The 16373-nt window shown below is 47.7% G+C and carries 15 protein-coding genes and 1 tRNA gene; 5 read left to right on the forward strand and 11 right to left on the reverse strand.

Annotation, left to right across the window (positions count from 1 at the left end):
* Positions 1-160 precede the first annotated feature (160 nt).
* From H6626_06130 to H6626_06145, 4 genes are all read left to right on the forward strand, one after another.
* The gene (locus tag H6626_06130) at positions 161-2272 is read left to right on the forward strand and encodes a S9 family peptidase (GenBank protein USN48668.1); all 2112 of its coding nucleotides are present in this window, start codon (positions 161-163) and stop codon (positions 2270-2272) included.
* Positions 2273-2339: 67 nt separating this feature from the next.
* The gene (locus tag H6626_06135; GenBank protein USN48669.1) at positions 2340-3257 is read left to right on the forward strand and encodes a hypothetical protein; all 918 of its coding nucleotides are present in this window, start codon (positions 2340-2342) and stop codon (positions 3255-3257) included.
* Positions 3258-3367: 110 nt separating this feature from the next.
* On the forward strand, positions 3368-3664 hold the full coding sequence (locus tag H6626_06140; GenBank protein USN48670.1) for a type II toxin-antitoxin system RelE/ParE family toxin: 297 nt from the start codon (positions 3368-3370) through the stop codon (positions 3662-3664).
* Between the two features lie 2 nt (positions 3665-3666).
* Positions 3667-3930 carry a HigA family addiction module antidote protein gene (locus tag H6626_06145; protein ID USN48671.1) on the forward strand — a complete coding sequence of 88 codons (264 nt, stop codon included), beginning with the start codon at positions 3667-3669 and terminating at the stop codon, positions 3928-3930.
* 57 nt (positions 3931-3987) lie between these two features.
* On the opposite strand, the gene H6626_06150 is transcribed toward H6626_06145, so the two are convergent.
* From H6626_06150 to queA, 9 genes are all read right to left on the reverse strand, one after another.
* Positions 3988-4542 carry a DUF366 family protein gene (locus tag H6626_06150; GenBank protein ID USN48672.1) on the reverse strand — a complete coding sequence of 185 codons (555 nt, stop codon included), beginning with the start codon at positions 4540-4542 and terminating at the stop codon, positions 3988-3990.
* A complete protein-coding gene (gene queC, locus H6626_06155) occupies positions 4539-5207 on the reverse strand; it encodes a 7-cyano-7-deazaguanine synthase QueC (GenBank protein USN48673.1) in 669 nt (222 codons plus the stop codon). The genes H6626_06150 and queC overlap by 4 nt, the downstream gene beginning before the upstream one ends.
* A gap of 15 nt (positions 5208-5222) precedes the next feature.
* Positions 5223-5468, reverse strand: a complete 246-nt coding sequence (locus H6626_06160; GenBank protein ID USN48674.1) for a hypothetical protein — start codon at positions 5466-5468, stop codon at positions 5223-5225.
* Positions 5469-5535: 67 nt separating this feature from the next.
* Positions 5536-7170 carry a single-stranded-DNA-specific exonuclease RecJ gene (gene recJ, locus H6626_06165; protein USN48675.1) on the reverse strand — a complete coding sequence of 545 codons (1635 nt, stop codon included), beginning with the start codon at positions 7168-7170 and terminating at the stop codon, positions 5536-5538.
* A 105-nt stretch (positions 7171-7275) separates the two neighbouring features.
* The gene (gene secF / locus H6626_06170) at positions 7276-8247 is read right to left on the reverse strand and encodes a protein translocase subunit SecF (protein ID USN48676.1); all 972 of its coding nucleotides are present in this window, start codon (positions 8245-8247) and stop codon (positions 7276-7278) included.
* A 14-nt stretch (positions 8248-8261) separates the two neighbouring features.
* Entirely contained in the window at positions 8262-9872 is a 1611-nt protein-coding gene (gene secD, locus H6626_06175) for a protein translocase subunit SecD (protein ID USN48963.1), read from the reverse strand.
* A gap of 83 nt (positions 9873-9955) precedes the next feature.
* Positions 9956-10273, reverse strand: coding sequence for a preprotein translocase subunit YajC (yajC, locus tag H6626_06180; GenBank protein USN48677.1), 318 nt, complete (start codon positions 10271-10273; stop codon positions 9956-9958).
* A 407-nt stretch (positions 10274-10680) separates the two neighbouring features.
* Positions 10681-11802 carry a tRNA guanosine(34) transglycosylase Tgt gene (gene tgt / locus H6626_06185; GenBank protein USN48678.1) on the reverse strand — a complete coding sequence of 374 codons (1122 nt, stop codon included), beginning with the start codon at positions 11800-11802 and terminating at the stop codon, positions 10681-10683.
* A complete protein-coding gene (gene queA / locus H6626_06190) occupies positions 11784-12803 on the reverse strand; it encodes a tRNA preQ1(34) S-adenosylmethionine ribosyltransferase-isomerase QueA (GenBank protein USN48679.1) in 1020 nt (339 codons plus the stop codon). Before queA ends, tgt begins: the two co-directional genes overlap by 19 nt.
* A 601-nt stretch (positions 12804-13404) precedes the next feature.
* Here queA and H6626_06195 point away from each other — a divergent pair.
* Positions 13405-13491 (forward strand) — tRNA-Leu (locus H6626_06195).
* A gap of 516 nt (positions 13492-14007) precedes the next feature.
* Here the strand turns inward: H6626_06195 and H6626_06200 are convergent.
* The gene (locus tag H6626_06200) at positions 14008-14355 is read right to left on the reverse strand and encodes a hypothetical protein (protein USN48680.1); all 348 of its coding nucleotides are present in this window, start codon (positions 14353-14355) and stop codon (positions 14008-14010) included.
* Positions 14356-14596: 241 nt separating this feature from the next.
* The gene (locus H6626_06205) at positions 14597-16339 is read right to left on the reverse strand and encodes a hypothetical protein (GenBank protein USN48681.1); all 1743 of its coding nucleotides are present in this window, start codon (positions 16337-16339) and stop codon (positions 14597-14599) included.
* Between the last annotated feature and the right edge of the window lie 34 nt (positions 16340-16373).

A 16373-nucleotide genomic window follows, 5' to 3' on the forward strand; every position in this document is an offset into this window, starting at 1 on the left:
AGTATTCCCCGCCCTTCTTGCCGCTCGCCGACTACATAATTAACTATGGCCAAGTGTTTGACAGCATCCAAGAACTTTCCTACTACCCTTCTATTCCCAAAATACAGAACGCCGGTGGGGGATCAGCGCTCATAACTAACACCCGATGAGGACCATATTTATGTTTCAATGGAGCCCGTGTTTATTAGTGCTCGCATTAACCACAATCAGCATCAGTGCATGTGCCACAACTTCTGAAGAAACGGAGTGCAAATCGATGATTCACGAGCCCGCTGAAGACCTGTTCCTCGAAGAGATTCACGGTGATCGCGCCCTTCAATGGGTAAAAGACCACAACGCAAGGTCTTTGGATCGACTTCAGTCGGATCCCCGATTTGAACCTATCAAATCGCAAACTTTGAAAATTTTAAACAGCCCAGATAAACTATTGCAAGTTACCTTTCGCGAAGACTACGCCTACAATTTTTGGCGAGATGCTAAAAACCAACGCGGCCTTTGGCGCCGAACAAAAATAAAAGATTTCCTGAAGAAAAAGCCTAAATGGGAAACTCTCATTGATTTTGATAAATTGGCCGAAACCGAGAAAGAAAACTGGGTTTACGGCGGAGTCGTTGCATTCAAAAATCGAGCCCTTGTGTCCTTATCCCGAGGCGGAAAAGACGCAAAAGTGGTTCGCGAGTTTGACACGGAGACAAAGCAATTTATCACTGATGGCTTTAGCCTTCCCGAAAGTAAAAGCCGCCTAGCTTGGATCGACGAAGACACAATATTCGTGGCTCCCGCTATTGATGCCGATGACTTAACAGACTCCGGTTACCCACGAAAAGTGTTTGTGCTCAAACGTGGGCAGTCCCTTGAGCAAGGTACCCTTGTTTTTGAAGGCGATAAAAGCAATGTCAGCGTGGGTGGATCTACGGTTCGTGATGAGGAATCTGGGCCCGCCAAGCATCGCTTGGTGTATCGAAGCCTTGATTTTTTCAATAATGAGTACTACTTGCTCCGCAATGGGCAGACCTTAAAACTCCCCGTACCAACCACAGCCGAACCCAGTTTTGACGAAGACTCGCTCTACGTAGAGCTTAAAGAAGAGTGGTCCAGAGGTGATGCCACCTACACAGCTGGTTCACTGCTAAGATTCAACTTAGAAGACTTATTGGCTGACGGAAACGCTCCGGCAGAACTTCTTTTTAAGCCCTCACACGAAAAGATATTATCTTCATTCTTTGTTCACCGAGGCCGTCGATTTTTATTACTTAGCGAACATGTTACGCTTCACCTTTATGAACTTATAGGTGACAAGCTGAAACCCATTCAAATAGCAGACAATGCTTCTATTGGGCTATCATCTTATTCAAAAAGCCAAAACCTCTTAATTGTTTCAGCAGAGGGTTTCTTAAAGCCGGAGACCCGGTTTGTCTTTGACCTAACGAAAAATACAATTTCTGAATTTGATCAACAGCCAGCGCGCTTTGATGCCACTCCCTACGAGGTCAATCAGCATTTTGCCACAAGCCCCGATGGGACGCGAGTGCCCTACTACGTGGTCGGCAAAAAGAATTCTTCAAGGGGCCCCCGCCCAGCAATCATCCATGCCTATGGTGGATTTGAAGTTTCACAGCGCCCGCATTACAGCGCCTCCATAGAACTGGGATGGCTAAAAAACGACGGCGTTTGGGTGTTGGCCAATATTCGCGGAGGTGGCGAATACGGGCCTGACTGGCATCGAGCCGCACTTAAAGAAAAACGACAAAAGGCTTTTGATGATTTTCATGCCGTAGCTGAAGATTTGATCCAACGAAAAATCACAACGGCCCAGCAGCTTGGAATAGTGGGCGGATCAAATGGCGGTTTATTAACTGGTGTGGCTTTCACGCAAAGACCAGATCTGTACGAAGCTGCTGCGGTACAAGTGCCACTACTTGATATGATGAGATACCACTTGCTACTGGCCGGTGCGAGTTGGATGGGTGAATACGGTAACCCAGAGGACCCTGTTATACGAGAGGCCATTCTCAAATACTCGCCCTATCAAAATGTGAAAGCAGACGTGAATTATCCTGAAGTGTTTTTTATGACCTCGACGGCGGATGACCGCGTTCATCCGGGGCATGCGCGCCGAATGGCTGCAAAAATGGAACGGCAAGGTCATCCTTTTTTGTATTACGAAAATATCGAAGGTGGGCACGGTGGTGCGGCTAATTATGAACAAACTGCACTTTGGGTGGCTCTGGAGTATGTTTATTTTCAACAGAAGTTGATGGATAAAAAGTAGTTTTGAAAAGACTCAAGCGCAGTCCCCTTGGGGTTAATGGGCGGCGCTTTTGGAGTTGGGGGTAAAAATGGGGATAAAAACTCTAATGTGGATAGCTAGTCTATGGCTCTTTGCCAATTTGTCCGAGGCGCAAATGGCCTCAGGCGTGGACGACGTCTGCGAAAACCAAACTTCCATGGCACAACAACGTAGCCCAGCCCTTTTGGATCTCAAACAAAAAAGTATTTCAGACATTGAATGGAACGGACAACCCGTCGCATCCGAACACGAACTGTCTGGACTGGCCATGCAAGACATCCGGGCCAAGTGGCACTACTTTAATAACCTTGGCAAGCAACGAAAAAATTGGAAGTCCGTAACTGATCGCTTTGAAGACAACCGACAAAAAGTGATTGCAGGGCTCGATCGATCTGTTTTTGATCCCCTATTGAAAACTCAGATGCACAGCCGACTTGCTCAGGTCAAACTGGATGTGTCTGAAGATTTTTTAAGCCGAGACCTTCAAGAAATGAATTTTTATTTCACCGGCTGGAAAAAGCGAGGTCACTCTCTCGAAATGGCTTGCCAGCACGATGGTCTACTGCTGTCGGCCTTCTACTACAAAGAAGAAAATGTGGTGATTCTATGCCCCGGCACAGAACTGCGATTAATGCTTGGTGAAACCACCCTACCTTCTTTAGATTTTCTGCTGTCTCACGAAATCAGTCACGCCATCGACACCCGATCTTTTCCTGACGATTACGGATTTCTAAAAACGCAGTGGAATATTCCCGAATCCTATGCCAATGAATCAGCCGCGGATTACTGGGCGGCCAGTGCTCACTCCATTGAGAGCTCAATCCAGTGGGAACACAGCCTCGCCCTCTTTTGTGGATTGCCAGAAACCTCTGGAGGCTTTGCCAACTACCTATCCGGCGAAGACCGCATTCAATTCATCTTGGATGTGGCAAAAAAACCTCAGGACCTCTTGGCCTATGAGCCTTAAATTCTCTTAGGAAGCCTTGTTAACCGGCTGGGTTCTAGATGACGGATAAAACCAAACAAAAAACTTGATCTTTTACACTTTACGGTATAGTGTAAAAGCAGAGGTTCCGCATGATTGTCAACATTGGAAATAAGGCCGCCCGGGAAATCTGGGAGACCAATGAATCGAAGCTTTTGCCGAGGGATCTTTGGTTACGCGCTAAAGCCTTACTGACAATTATGCACAATACTCAGACTTTGGACGACTTGAAGATTCTGGGCCAACCACCAAATATCCGGCTCCACAAGCTGAAAGGTGATCGAAAGGAGTATTGGAGTGTAACAATTAAACTCCCCTGGTGTATTACCTTTAAGTTTAAAAATGGTGATTTCTCAGAGGTGAAAATTGAAAACTACCATAGAGGTTGATTATGATTAAAAATCCAAAGCCAATGCATCCAGGACAGGTGCTTGAAGAAGTGTACATGGGTGAAATGGGTCTCAATCAAACGGATCTCGCAAAGTTATGCAAGTGCTCGCCTCGAAAAATAAATGAAATTGTTAATGGAAAACGAGGGGTATCCCCATCATTTGCACTCACGCTCGAAAAAGTTCTAAATACCACCGCCGAGATGTGGGTGCGCATGCAGGCCGAATATGACCTGTGGGAGGCGCGAAAAGAAGCTGTCGCGTAACTTTTTTGAACCGATCACTTCTGTTTTGCCATGGACATGAATTAGCACTTTATATAATCACCGAACCCAATTCACCTTTTGCGTGGCCTCTTTAATCGATGCCACTTCTCGGGTGAGCCGAGACATCACTGTTATAGCAAAGTCCTGAGCTATCACATCCATATCATTGAGGCTTACCGTCGGCACCGGCGTGTTTTCGTTGGTTATATTTACCGCAAAGTGAATCATCGCTGAAATGGGGCTCACCGTGGCAATGCTTATCGACAATTTCTTTTCACCTTGAAAAATGTCGTCTCCAGCTCGATACAATCCAACGGCTCCAAGGCCCGTCAACTCGTCTTTGACGATGGCGGCTAATAATCGCTGTAGGGCTACGGCTGAAAATAAATTCATTCCAAACCCCTCAACAATAAAGTGCAACATTTCTCCACCACGAATAGCTGCACCAGCCAACACATCCTCCCCGTCCACCATGTGTTCTGTGGGAATGTCACAGGGGCCGCTCCAGGCGACCACTGAGTCACCGAGTAATCCGTAATTCATATAGGCAAACCGAGAAACTAACTGTTGCCCATCGTAGAGCATTGACTCTTCAATCCACAGACTTTTCATCCTGCAACACCCGCGGCTTTCATGGCTCGCAAAAATCGCTGACACGACTCACACTCACGACAAATTTCGGCCTTGTCATAGTAGCAGGGCCACACCAAACTAAAATCCACGCCAAGTTCCACGCCAACCCTTACGATTTCTGTTTTATCTAAATCAGCTGTGAAACACTTCACCTGCACTCGATTGTTTGTGGAATACTCTAAAGCCTTGTTTGTGGCGTCTATAAAATCCACTGTGTTATCTGGAAATGTCGCTGCTTCTTCGCGGTTAAACCCCGGGATCACCCACCTGGCCCCTTGGCTCTCGGCCAGGCTTGCAGCAATATTCAAAAACACGCCATTTCGATTGGGAACCCAAACCGCAGCAGCCGTTTTCATTGACTGTTCACGACTGTCAATGTCCACTTCAGGTCCCGTGGGCACTTGCATCGACGAATCCGTCAATCCACTGGATGACACCTTGCCAAGCCAACGAATATCGATAACCTCATGCGAAGTTTTGAGTTTTTCAGCTAACAATTGGGCGTGATAAACTTCTTGTCTTACGGCTTTTTGCCCATAATCAAAAGTCACGGTGGAGACCAAATCAAACTCTTGGCAGGCCCAATATAAATTCACCGTGCTGTCTAAACCCGACGACAGCAACACCATTGCCTTTTTTGCCACGCTCTTAAACTCCGCTTATTTTTGCTTTTCTTCGCGCCGATTTTTTTTCAAAGATGCTCTTACCGTTTTTGCTTTCTGCAAAATACGGTCTCCCAGGCGCACAACCAAATCCTGCTCTTCTGTGAGCTTCACTGCTGAATCAACGATTTGTTTCTGCAGGCGATGATACCGCTTCGAAGCAATGGCTAAAATTCGCTGATCTAAAAGATCCTCTTTCACCTTTTCGGCCGTTTGCTTTGCCTTTTTGATTTGAGTTTTCATCAGTGGCAAAATAACGCGTTGAATTTCATAGCGCAAGGGGGCAACAAAACTCTAATGCTGCAATGCGCTACCTGCTCCAACGAAGGTCTTTCACCAATACCTGCAGGGTCGCCTTGCCGGCAAAGTGGTTCCACTCGGGCTCGCCCAAAATATCAATAATATCCTGTGGTTGAATAAACTTATAGGTGGCTGGATGATGGGGCGGAGGCGAAAACCACAGGGCATCAGCGCGGGCGCCAGACTTTCGATCGCGCACGCTCAACTTTAAGTGTCCCCCACGCAACTCTCGCACCCCTGTCACCTCTAGGTTTTTCAATAAGAATACCGGCGCTTCAAAGCCCATTCCATAGGGACCCATATTTTCGTACCAACTCATAAACTGAGGGGTGATCTCATCCAGGCCACACTCAGAGTCATAGTGAAAGGTTTGTGTGAACTGGCTGGGCTTGTTGTCTTCACCCTGATGCTTAAAGTAGTTTCTCAGCAAATCCTCAAAAAGGTCCGCATCTTCTTTGCGGAGCTCAAAGCCGGCAGCGGCCTTGTGACCACCAAATTTTTCTAAGGCTTCTTCAGCGGCCCCCAAAGCTTCAGGCAGATGATAACCTGAGTTTTCATCTGGAATACGAGCACTGCCGACAATCCGACCATCTTCTTTGCCTGCCCCGATAAAGGCCGGCACTTTAAATTTTTGCGCCATTTTTGTAGCCACGAGACCAACGATGCCTTGATGAAATTCTGGCGACCATACCCAGATAAAACCGCTTTTTCGCTGATCTTTGGCCACTTCTTCGGCCAGCTTCTCCGCATGCCGCTGCAACTCCACACGCTCTTGATGGGTTTGAAATACTTCACCCACAAGGCGGCTTGCTTCCATTTCTGAGTCCACCAAAAACAAATCAATAGGAAGCAAAGATTTCTCAAGCCGACTTAAGGCATTTAACTTTGGTGCCAGTTTAAACCCCACATCTTGGCTCGACAGGGAACGGCCCCAAAGATCTAGTTGCTGAAGCAGGACTTTAAGTCCTGGTCTTTTTGTTTTTGATAGCTCCACCAAACCATGCTTTACGAGAGACCGATTTTCTTTGATCAAGGGCACCATATCCGTGACCGTCCCAATGGCGAAGCAATCAAGTAGCTCTTTCGGGTCAAAGGCCTCACGCAACAGTCCGCGTTTATGCATTTCTGAGCGCAATGCCAATACCAGATAAAAAGCCACACCCGTTCCGCTTAGGTGCCCCAATCCCGATTCACATTCGGACTGATTGGGATTGACGATGGCACAGGCCGCCGGCAACTCCTCTTTGGGTAAATGGTGATCCGTAATGATGACGTCTAACCCTATCTCATTAGCTTCACTCACCGCTTTTACGTCGGTGATGCCCACGTCCACTGTGACGACGAGCTGCACCCCTTGGTCCTTTAAATCTTTAAGTACATGGGCATGCAGGCCATAACCGTCACTCAGTCTTTTCGGCTGAAAGTGCCTCACATCTTTAAACCCCAACAAGGTCAAACCACGATGCAAAAGAGCCAATCCCGGAGTTCCATCCAAGTCGAAATCGGCATAGATACAAAGCACTTCACCTTGTTCAAAGGCACTAATCAACCGAGCTACGGCCTTGTCAATGCCGGTCAGGGAAGTGGGCGGAGTCAGATCTTTTAGTTTTGGAGAAAAGTGACCTTCCACCTGTTCGCGGCTCACCAGCCCCCGTGCATATAACACCTGCCAAAGGGCCCTTGGCATATCCAAGGGCGGCGATGGCAAGTCTCGAAGTGAACGATCAAACCACTGAATCTCCACCGCGTTTTACGCTGTGGCTTTCTTTGACATGATCTGGTCAGCGACCATAACCAACGGCGAGGCAATATAAATAGACGAGTAAGTCCCCACGATCACACCAATACCGAGTGTGAAAGCAAAGTCCTTAATAACTCCACCAGCTAAGAAATACATAGCCGCGACAGCCAACAATGTGGTCAAAGACGTTAATATTGTTCGTGAAAGTACATCGTTGATAGATCGATTTACAACAAACCGAAAGTTCTCATCCCGGTAAACATGTATGTTTTCACGGATCCGGTCATAGGTCACGATTGTGTCGTTGAGGGAATAACCGATGATCGTTAAAATAGCTGCCATAGTCTGAATATTCACCTCATGCCCAGTCACTGCAAAAACACCTAACGTAATCATGGCGTCGTGAAAAAGCGAAATCACAGCGCCAGGTGCGTACTTGTAGTCAAAGCGTAAGCCAATATAAATTAAGATCATCAACAAACTATAAAACGCAGCCAAAATACTATTGCGCTTAAGTTCTGACCCCACCTGTGGCCCCACGGAATCCACTCGACGCACGGCTGGCTCTTCTTGCGGAAACTCTTTGGCTAAACTAGCCGTCACACCGCTGATCATTTCATTGATCATTGTGTTGGTTTCTTTTTCTGATAGGCCTTGTTTATTTTCTACTCGAATTAAAAATTCATTGGTTTCTTGCAAGGCTTGAACGGATGCATTTTTAGAGCCGATGTTCTCAGCAAACGCTCGAACGCGGCTTGTGGGCACCTGTTGATTGAACTGCACCTGGATTTCTGTGCCTCCAGAAAAATCGATCCCGTAATTAAACCCATAGACCCCAATTGCGACCGCCGAGGCCACCATCGCGACAAGAGATACCATGGCAAACAAAGGCGCCTTGCCCATAAAGTCATAACGACCCGGGTCCTCGCCTTTAGGTTTTGTTGCTTTATCTAAGCCTTTATTTTCGTTTTTCTTTCCCATTCAACAATTCCCCTCTAGGCCATTTTGTGCTTAGGTTGTTTTCTAAATTGGGTGTCAAATATTGTGCGCGACACAAAAATGGCTGTGAACATTGACGTCACAATCCCAATGATCAAGGTCACCGCAAAACCGCGAACTGGCCCCGAACCAAAATACATCAACACAATACACACAGCGGCCGTGGTAATATTGGCATCAAAGATCGCTGAAAAGGCATGGCCAAAGCCATCTTTGACCGCAGCCGTCATGGTAGAACCCTTGCTTAGCTCTTCTTTGATCCGCTCATAGATAATGACGTTGGCATCCACGGCCATACCTAGTGTGAGCACTATCCCGGCAACGCCAGGCAATGTGAGAGTCGCTCCCAGACTTGTGAGGATGGCAAGGATCAGCAGAATATTCATTACTTGAACCATATTCAGCATGATGTCTGCGCCAAAACCCAAGTTACGGTAATAGAACAACATAAAGCCCAAAACAAGAAGGGCCCCTACCAAACCAGCTACTTCACCTTTTTTAATCGAATCAGCTCCCAATGTTGGGCCTACCGTTCGTTCTTCAAGTTGCTCCAAGGTCGCCGGCAAAGCTCCCGCACGCAGAGTGGTAGCAATAAACTCAGCCTCTTCTAAAGTTTTTTGATAATCACTTTGACCCAGGTTGATCACACCAGCCGTAGTGATTTTACTTTGAATACTGGGGGCTGACTTTAAGACGTCATCTAAAACAATGGCCAGTTGCCGGTTTACGTTTTCTTCAGTGAGCTTTCCAAATTTTCGCCCACCCTCAACAGACAATCGAAAATTCACCTGTGGCCGATTAAATTGATCATATCCCACAAAGGCGTCTTCAAGATGTCCGCCATCCACATCAGACACTTCGACCAACCGGGTGATCTTGCCCGCCTCTAGGCTTACCGCATTCTCAGCTTTTTGAAAAACCACGCGAGAATTTTCAGGTAACTTACCTTTTAAGTCTTCGTTCACTCGCTTGACATAGGCTGAGTAGCCCATGCCGTCTTTACCTAATGCGTAGTTGCCTGCCGTTTCGGCTTCGCTCACCCACTGCTCCACCTCAGCAGCTTCTTTGGCTTCCGAAACCAACATAAACTGCAATCGGGCTGTGCGATTGATCAAATCTTTGGCTCGGGCTGAGTCCTCAATACCAGGAAGCTGCACGAGAATGCGATTTTCACCCTGAGCGGCAATGACCGGTTCTGACACTCCAAACTCATCAATGCGGTTACGAATGACTTCAATGGATTGATCCACCACTTGTTTTTTCATCAAGTTGGCATAGACATCAAAGTATCGAATAGAAATCATCCCCTCTTCTTGTCCAACAATTTGAAGAGTCGTTCCGTGATTTTTATCTATGTAGGACACAATCTCTTTAGACGTGTCTGATGAAGGTGTGAACTTGATTTGGAGCTCTTTTTTATTTTCGGGTGTAACCATCACACTTGTGACGGTGATGGCCTCTTCCTTAAGCTCTTCTTTTAAATTTTCAGCTAAACGGGCAGTGCGCTCAACGATGACGCCGTCCACATCCACACCCATAACAAGGTGCAAGCCACCTTGGATATCTAAGCCATAGACGATCTTTTTCTCTGTGATCCACTCTTTCACATCAAAAAAGTTCGGCACGTTCCAAACAATGGCCATGGCGAAAACGCCTAAAATAATTATCCACCGAGTACGTAAACTTTGGATCATTTCCCCTCTTCTCCTGCTGGCGATGCTATTTGTGATTTAAGAATTCGCAACCGCACTCCGTCGGCCACTTCTAATGTCACAAACTTGTCTGTGATTCCTTCGATGGTTCCTAAAATTCCGCTGGAAGTCAAAACGGAATCCCCTCTTTTCATTTTCTCTAAGAATTGACCATGTCGTTGGCCCCGCTTTTGTTGGGGACGGATGATCAAAAAGTAAAAAACAAAGAATATAAACACAAAGGGGAATAGCTGCTCCAATACACTCGGCCCCGTCACTTCACCGGCCGCTTGAGCCCATGCTATGGCACTAAACATGTTTTGCCTCCATCTCGATAATTAGGTTTTGAACTTTGATGCTCAGTGATGAGATCTCCCGCCACTTTTTATTATTTTTGTAAGCCCGCGGAGTTACTTAGCTCTCATCCCCACATTGGCATGAGGTAAATAATGACGACTTGCAAGAAAAAGCAATCGATGACGAGATGCTGTAAAGACAATTATCGAGCAGAGTTGATGGACCTGATCATCACCTTGGGGCTCGGGCAAGAAAACTCAAGTCCCCTTCGAACACAGTTAGTCTATTTTGCGATGGGCCAGCCGGCTTAGGAGGAACTCCACGAATCGCCTTCTAATCCTGTGTGGCTTTTGGTTTTGCAGCAAGTACAAGGGCCCAGATCAATTCACTGCTCCCCTAGCCCCGCCTCCTGCCTAACGTGATGCGGCTACTGAACCTGGGTGAATCGAGCCAAACAGTGATCCCGAAACTCTGGCCAGTGGCCTTCGATAATGGCAGCCCGGGCCTTATTCATGAGGTCTAAATAAAAATACAAATTGTGAATGGTATTGAGGCGGCTAGAAATAATCTCTCCACTCATGAACACATGGCGAAGATAGGCTTTGCTGTAGTTCGTGCAGGTGTAGCAACCACACTCTGGATCAAGGGGGCTGGGGTCTTCCTTGTACTCTTGCCGCTTGATACTCACCTTCCCTTGCCAGGTAAATAGGTTGCCATTTCGAGCCGTCCGTGTGGGCATCACACAATCAAACATGTCAATTCCGGCGTCCACACAAAGAATGAGGTCTAAGGGGGTTCCCACTCCCATCATGTACCTGGGTTTATTGGCCGGCATTTTCGGGCCAATGTCTTTAACAAGGTCATGCATCATTTCAATGGGCTCTCCCACACTGAAACCACCTAAGGCATACCCGGGCAAATCCACACTGGTGATTTGTTGGAGGCTTTCTAGCCGGAGCTCTAAATCCAGTCCACCTTGTACGATGCCAAACAATAGACTTTGCTCACGGGTCATAGCGGCCTTTGATCGCTTCAACCAACGGTAGGTGAGATCCATGGATTTTCTGATTTCATCTTTGGGTGACGGGTGCGAAAGACACTCATCAAACGCCATGATGATGTCAGAGCCCAAATCCATCTGGATTTGCATACTTGACTCGGGCGACATAAAAACCTTTGAGCCATCAAGATGAGAGCGAAACTCCACGCCCTCTTCGGTCAAGGTTCTCAACTGAGACAGCGAAAACACTTGAAACCCACCGCTATCGGTCAATATGGGACCCTTCCAATTCATAAATTGATGAAGACCACCCAGATTTTTAATCACACTCTCACCGGGCCGCAGATGCAGATGATAGGTGTTTCCGAGGATAATCTGTGCCCCCAGATCTTCTAGCTCCTCTGGCAACATGCTTTTCACCGTGGCTTTGGTTCCCACCGGCATAAACACCGGAGTTTTCACCTCACCGTGCGCTGTTTGCAAGCGAGCTGCACGAGCCGAGCCCGATGTGGCTTCCACATTAAAGTGTCCTACAAGCGACGATACCATACCGTTAAATCTCCATAACTAAAAAGTCGCATGCGACGACCTATTCCTAGTTTGTAAGCCCACAGGACCTCGTCATACCCAGCAAACGCACAGACTAACGCCAACAACGTCGACTGGGGTTGGTGAAAATTGGTCAAAAGGCGGTCGACCACCTTAAACTCAAATCCGGGTTTAATAAAGAGATTCGTCTCTCCCCTAAAATAGCGATCATCCTGCAACGCCAGATGCCCTTCCTTCCAGGCTTCAAGCGCGCGAGTGACCGTGGTCCCTAAAGCCCAAATCAACCGCCCCTCAACTTTGGCTTTATTCACGGCAAGAGCCGTATCGGGTGGTATCTCGACCCATTCGTGGTGCATGACGTGTTCATCCAATCTGTCTGTTTTTACCGGCAAGAAGGTGCCCAATCCCACGTGAAGAGTGATGGGCACCACCTTAACCCCTCTTGCAGATAAAAGCTCGAGGTCTTCCTTAGAAAAGTGAAGGCTCGCTGTAGGAGCAGCCGCACTTCCTGAGTTTTTCGCCCAGCTGGTCTGATACCAAGTCTCATCATCTGCAGACATATGGCGATCGCCTCGCGCTTTTTGTATATAAGGAGGCAAGGCCAGCTCGCCGAAGCTCTCAAAGTAATCATCATCGAGGGCGCGATTGAGCTTTACCGTTTGGGGCAGACCCTTTTCCACCAATTGCATTTCCACATGAGCCGGCAAGGATAACACCTCACCCACCTGCATACCTCGAGCCGGAAATAGCACCTGCCATTGCAATTGCCCCAAATCTTTAATAAATAAAACCTCTTCGCCTGACTTGGCAAAGACCCGTCGCTTTTGAACCCGGGTGTCGTTGATCACAAGCACGTCGCCGGGTGAGAACCGGTCGAGTAGATCGGATTTGGAGCATTCAAGAATTTGAGTGGTATCGTGGACAAGCGTGCGAAATGACGGCGCCGGAGCCGTGGCCACTAACTCTTCTGGATAGGAATAATTAAGGTCCGCAGTCTTCAAATTGCAATCCTCTGGGCCACAGGCAACCCTGTCTGGCACAGGCTTTTTCGAAAAAGATAGGTCATAGAAGCTTTTTGCGGAGATCACAACTAAAACTGCCCCCATGTGATGATGTGTATGCGAAATCCTCACACATCAAGGAGGCGGTGGGGCCCGGGGAGCATCCATGCTCCCCTTTACGATCACCCCGTCCATGGGGCTCACTTATTGTGACTCGGCCACCCACCTGCGCGGTTACTGGCGCGGAGATTTTTCGCCACTTCAGCGCAAGGCCTTGTTTTCAAAAGGAAATCAGTCCTCCAAACGCCGCTACGAGTCGCAAAATAGCCTCTCAAACCCAAAGCATTGAAATTTCTAAGGCCCATTGGTAACTAATGCGGCTTACTAGGTGCCCTCATTGGAGTGACTCCGTCACTGAGGTGGAGCGTCTAAAAAGCAATTGAATGTCGTATGTGCGCCAGTGCTGAAATTGGTAGACAGGCTGGTTTGAGGGTATCGTGACGGTGCTGACAAAAGATTTGAGGTTTTAATTATTTAGATAAATTATTGGTATATTGAATTTACTCGAAATTGGTACACAGACTACCATTTTGAGACACGACCGCCAGTGCTGGAATTGGTAGACAGGCTGGTTTGAGGGACCAGTGGCCGTAAGGCCGTGAAGGTTCAAGTCCTTTCTGGCGGACCATTTTTAAATTCCCTATACCTCTTTCCCATAGAGGTTTTCCATAGACTCAAAAAACAAAAGACAGTTTGATCCCCAAAAAATCCAAAAGAAGCTCAAACTCGCCTCTGACCTTTTTGATTTTGCCTTTAAGATAAAAAGCTTCCAATTAAAGAAAAAGCACCCTGAACTCACCGAAAAAGAAATTCATTCTAAAACTTACGCTCTGATTGAGAGAGGATGCTCTTAATGGAACAAAACATGTTTGGCGTATTCACCACTGTGATTCAAAAGCTAGAGTCTGAAAATATTCCTTATATGGTCGTTGGCTCTGTCGCCTCAATGGTATACGGGGAACCACTGACCTGAGCCCCGAAGCGGTGCCACTTCTAAATTAAGTCCCGCATCAGATAAGTCGGGCCGAAGTAGCTCATGGCAACCTAGGGACTGGCAATTTCAGCGAGTAAATTTCTAATCCGTATTGATGATTGTTAGTACTTGACCCGAATATTGAAACGCCGAAACACATCTTCAATGCACCTAAGGGCAGAGCTGGCCCTGGTGATCAAACAATGCATTGGGGAGCCGTTCTTTGTTAAACTTCATGCAGAGTTCCTGCGCCTGGCCGTTTGACTTAATCTCAAGTTGCACGGACAGCCAGTATTGAACGCAGCCATTTTCTTTTGATTTTTCAATGAGGCGGGCCCGAACTCCACCTAATAGATCTGCAATATCGGCGGATGGAGCACAAAAGGAGACCGAATCATATTCAGATAAGCCTTCAATGGCCTCGGCCACCACGACATCTAAATAAGGGGGTAACTCCGAATCCGCGGCCGTGGCCATGGGCCCAAGCCCCATAATGAGTGATAAAATCACGTTTTTCATGACTGCCTCCTAAATTTTGATGCGTCATATCATTGTGATTTTTGCAGGGCAACAGAGGATCAGTCTCCGTGTAAGGTCTACAACAGAACGGTCTATGTATTCATAGGAAAAAAAAGGGGGGGGGCTCCACCCCGCAATGCCCGATGCCCGCAGCCTAGCCGTTTACCGACTCATCACAGATGGTAAAAAAAAGCCCCAAGTTGAACTTGGGGCTTTTTCGCATTTTGATGGATTGGAGAAACTACTGTTTTACCGTCGTTGCCATAAATGTGGCTTCGTTTTGGATGACTGCGCGGCAAACATCTGCGGCGTCGGTATCTGATACGGGGCCGCTATCTGTGCTTCGGTGCCAAGTGGCGTGTCTCACAACTTGACGTTGTTCAAATACAGTTTTGAACTGGCCAGTCCCGTTGGGTAAGAACTTGATCGAAAGCTCCTCGTCCACTTCACACTGAACACCATCATAGGAAGATGATCCCCAGTTGGCGCCACAGCTTGAATGTTGCACGTCGCCTGACGAGTCACTGGCACAATTGAACCAACGAGAATTATCATGGCGTTGAGTGAACGTACCGCCACCAGATGGGAAGGCGTGCCACTGCTCAAACACAAAACGCATGCTTGGTTGCGGACCAGGAGTGTGCGTGTCAGCAGTCACTGCATCTTGAGACGTGCCATTCCAGTCATTGGCATAGTCGAAATCCACTCCCTCAACCCACACTCGGGCCTTGCTAAGAGTAGCATCGCAGCCAGTGCTGTAATTGCAATATCCTTCAAGGTACACACGTGGGTAAACGCCATCATTGTTATGATCCATATTTTGGCGAATGAACTCAGACAAACAACCGGCATCATCTTCGCCATCATTGCCACTAATACTGCCCCAGTTCTCTGTGCAGGTCCAAAATTCGTTTGTGACGGCGCTGAGGTAGATAGTGCGAATCCAAGCTTTCCAATCTCCTACAGTTTGTGAGCCCCAGCTATCTAGGAACGTCGTATTTACGAGTGTGCCACCACTACTGTTATTGTCGGTGTCTAAAGTTGCAGTCCAAGAAATGCTTTGAGTCGCGACACTGCTTGCGAAGTTAAGACCCATGGCGGTTGCAAAATCACTCAAGCCTTCACCACCACTTCCGCGAGCCGAAGTCGTTGAGTTTTGCGCCCCCCAAATCGAAACCGCCTGCACTGTAGAACCGGCAGGAATTGTAGATCCGCCACTGTCAGGCAAGTCCGCTGTGGTTGTGGCATTGTATATATTAAAATCAATATACATAGCTACAGTGTCTGTGATGCCAGCAGCAGGACCGTTTACATCACCCAGGCAATCTTCTTGTTTTGAGTAGCCTGCACCGGAATAATAGTCTTCACCCAAAAAGCATTTGCAAAAACCCACATCATACAATGTGGAGTCCACATCACAGGTGAGCTGATATATTCCGTTGATATTCGTATCAGTGGCTGACGGAGTGGTGCTAGTTCGGCTGTCTGTTGTGACTTCCGCTTGCACTTTTCCGTTAGAGCCAATGGTCAAGTTCACGCCCATGTTGCCACTTGCAACGAGAGTCTCTTGATTGGTCAACGAACCCGCCGCTGGAAGTTCAATGGTGCCCAAGGTGGCATAAGTAGTGCCATTTGTTGAAACCCGCACAAAGCAACCTACGGGAGTGCCCTTTGGCAGGCCGGCCACCTCATAAGTTCCAGAAGTTCCGCCGTTACAACCCACAGTGCCCGAAGCTGCCTGAGGGTCGGCCTCAAAAGTGACGCAATAGACCTGATAAAGGTTGCCATTGGCACAGGCCGCGTCCATAGCGCCAACGCCGGCAAAGGGGCGATTGGACAACAGACTCGCCGGTGTCGATAGACTCCCCGAAAGTGTATATGTGTCTGAACTGCTGGATGATCCGCCGCTGCCATCATTGCTGCAGCCAACCGTGGCCGAAAGCGACAATCCAGCTAAAAGGACCAAAAGGTGCTTTAGCTTCATATGTTCCTCCTTGAAACATTTTCTTATTTTTCGA

The organism is Pseudobdellovibrionaceae bacterium (assembly GCA_023898385.1).
Classification (GTDB): Bacteria; Bdellovibrionota; Bdellovibrionia; order Bdellovibrionales; family UBA1609.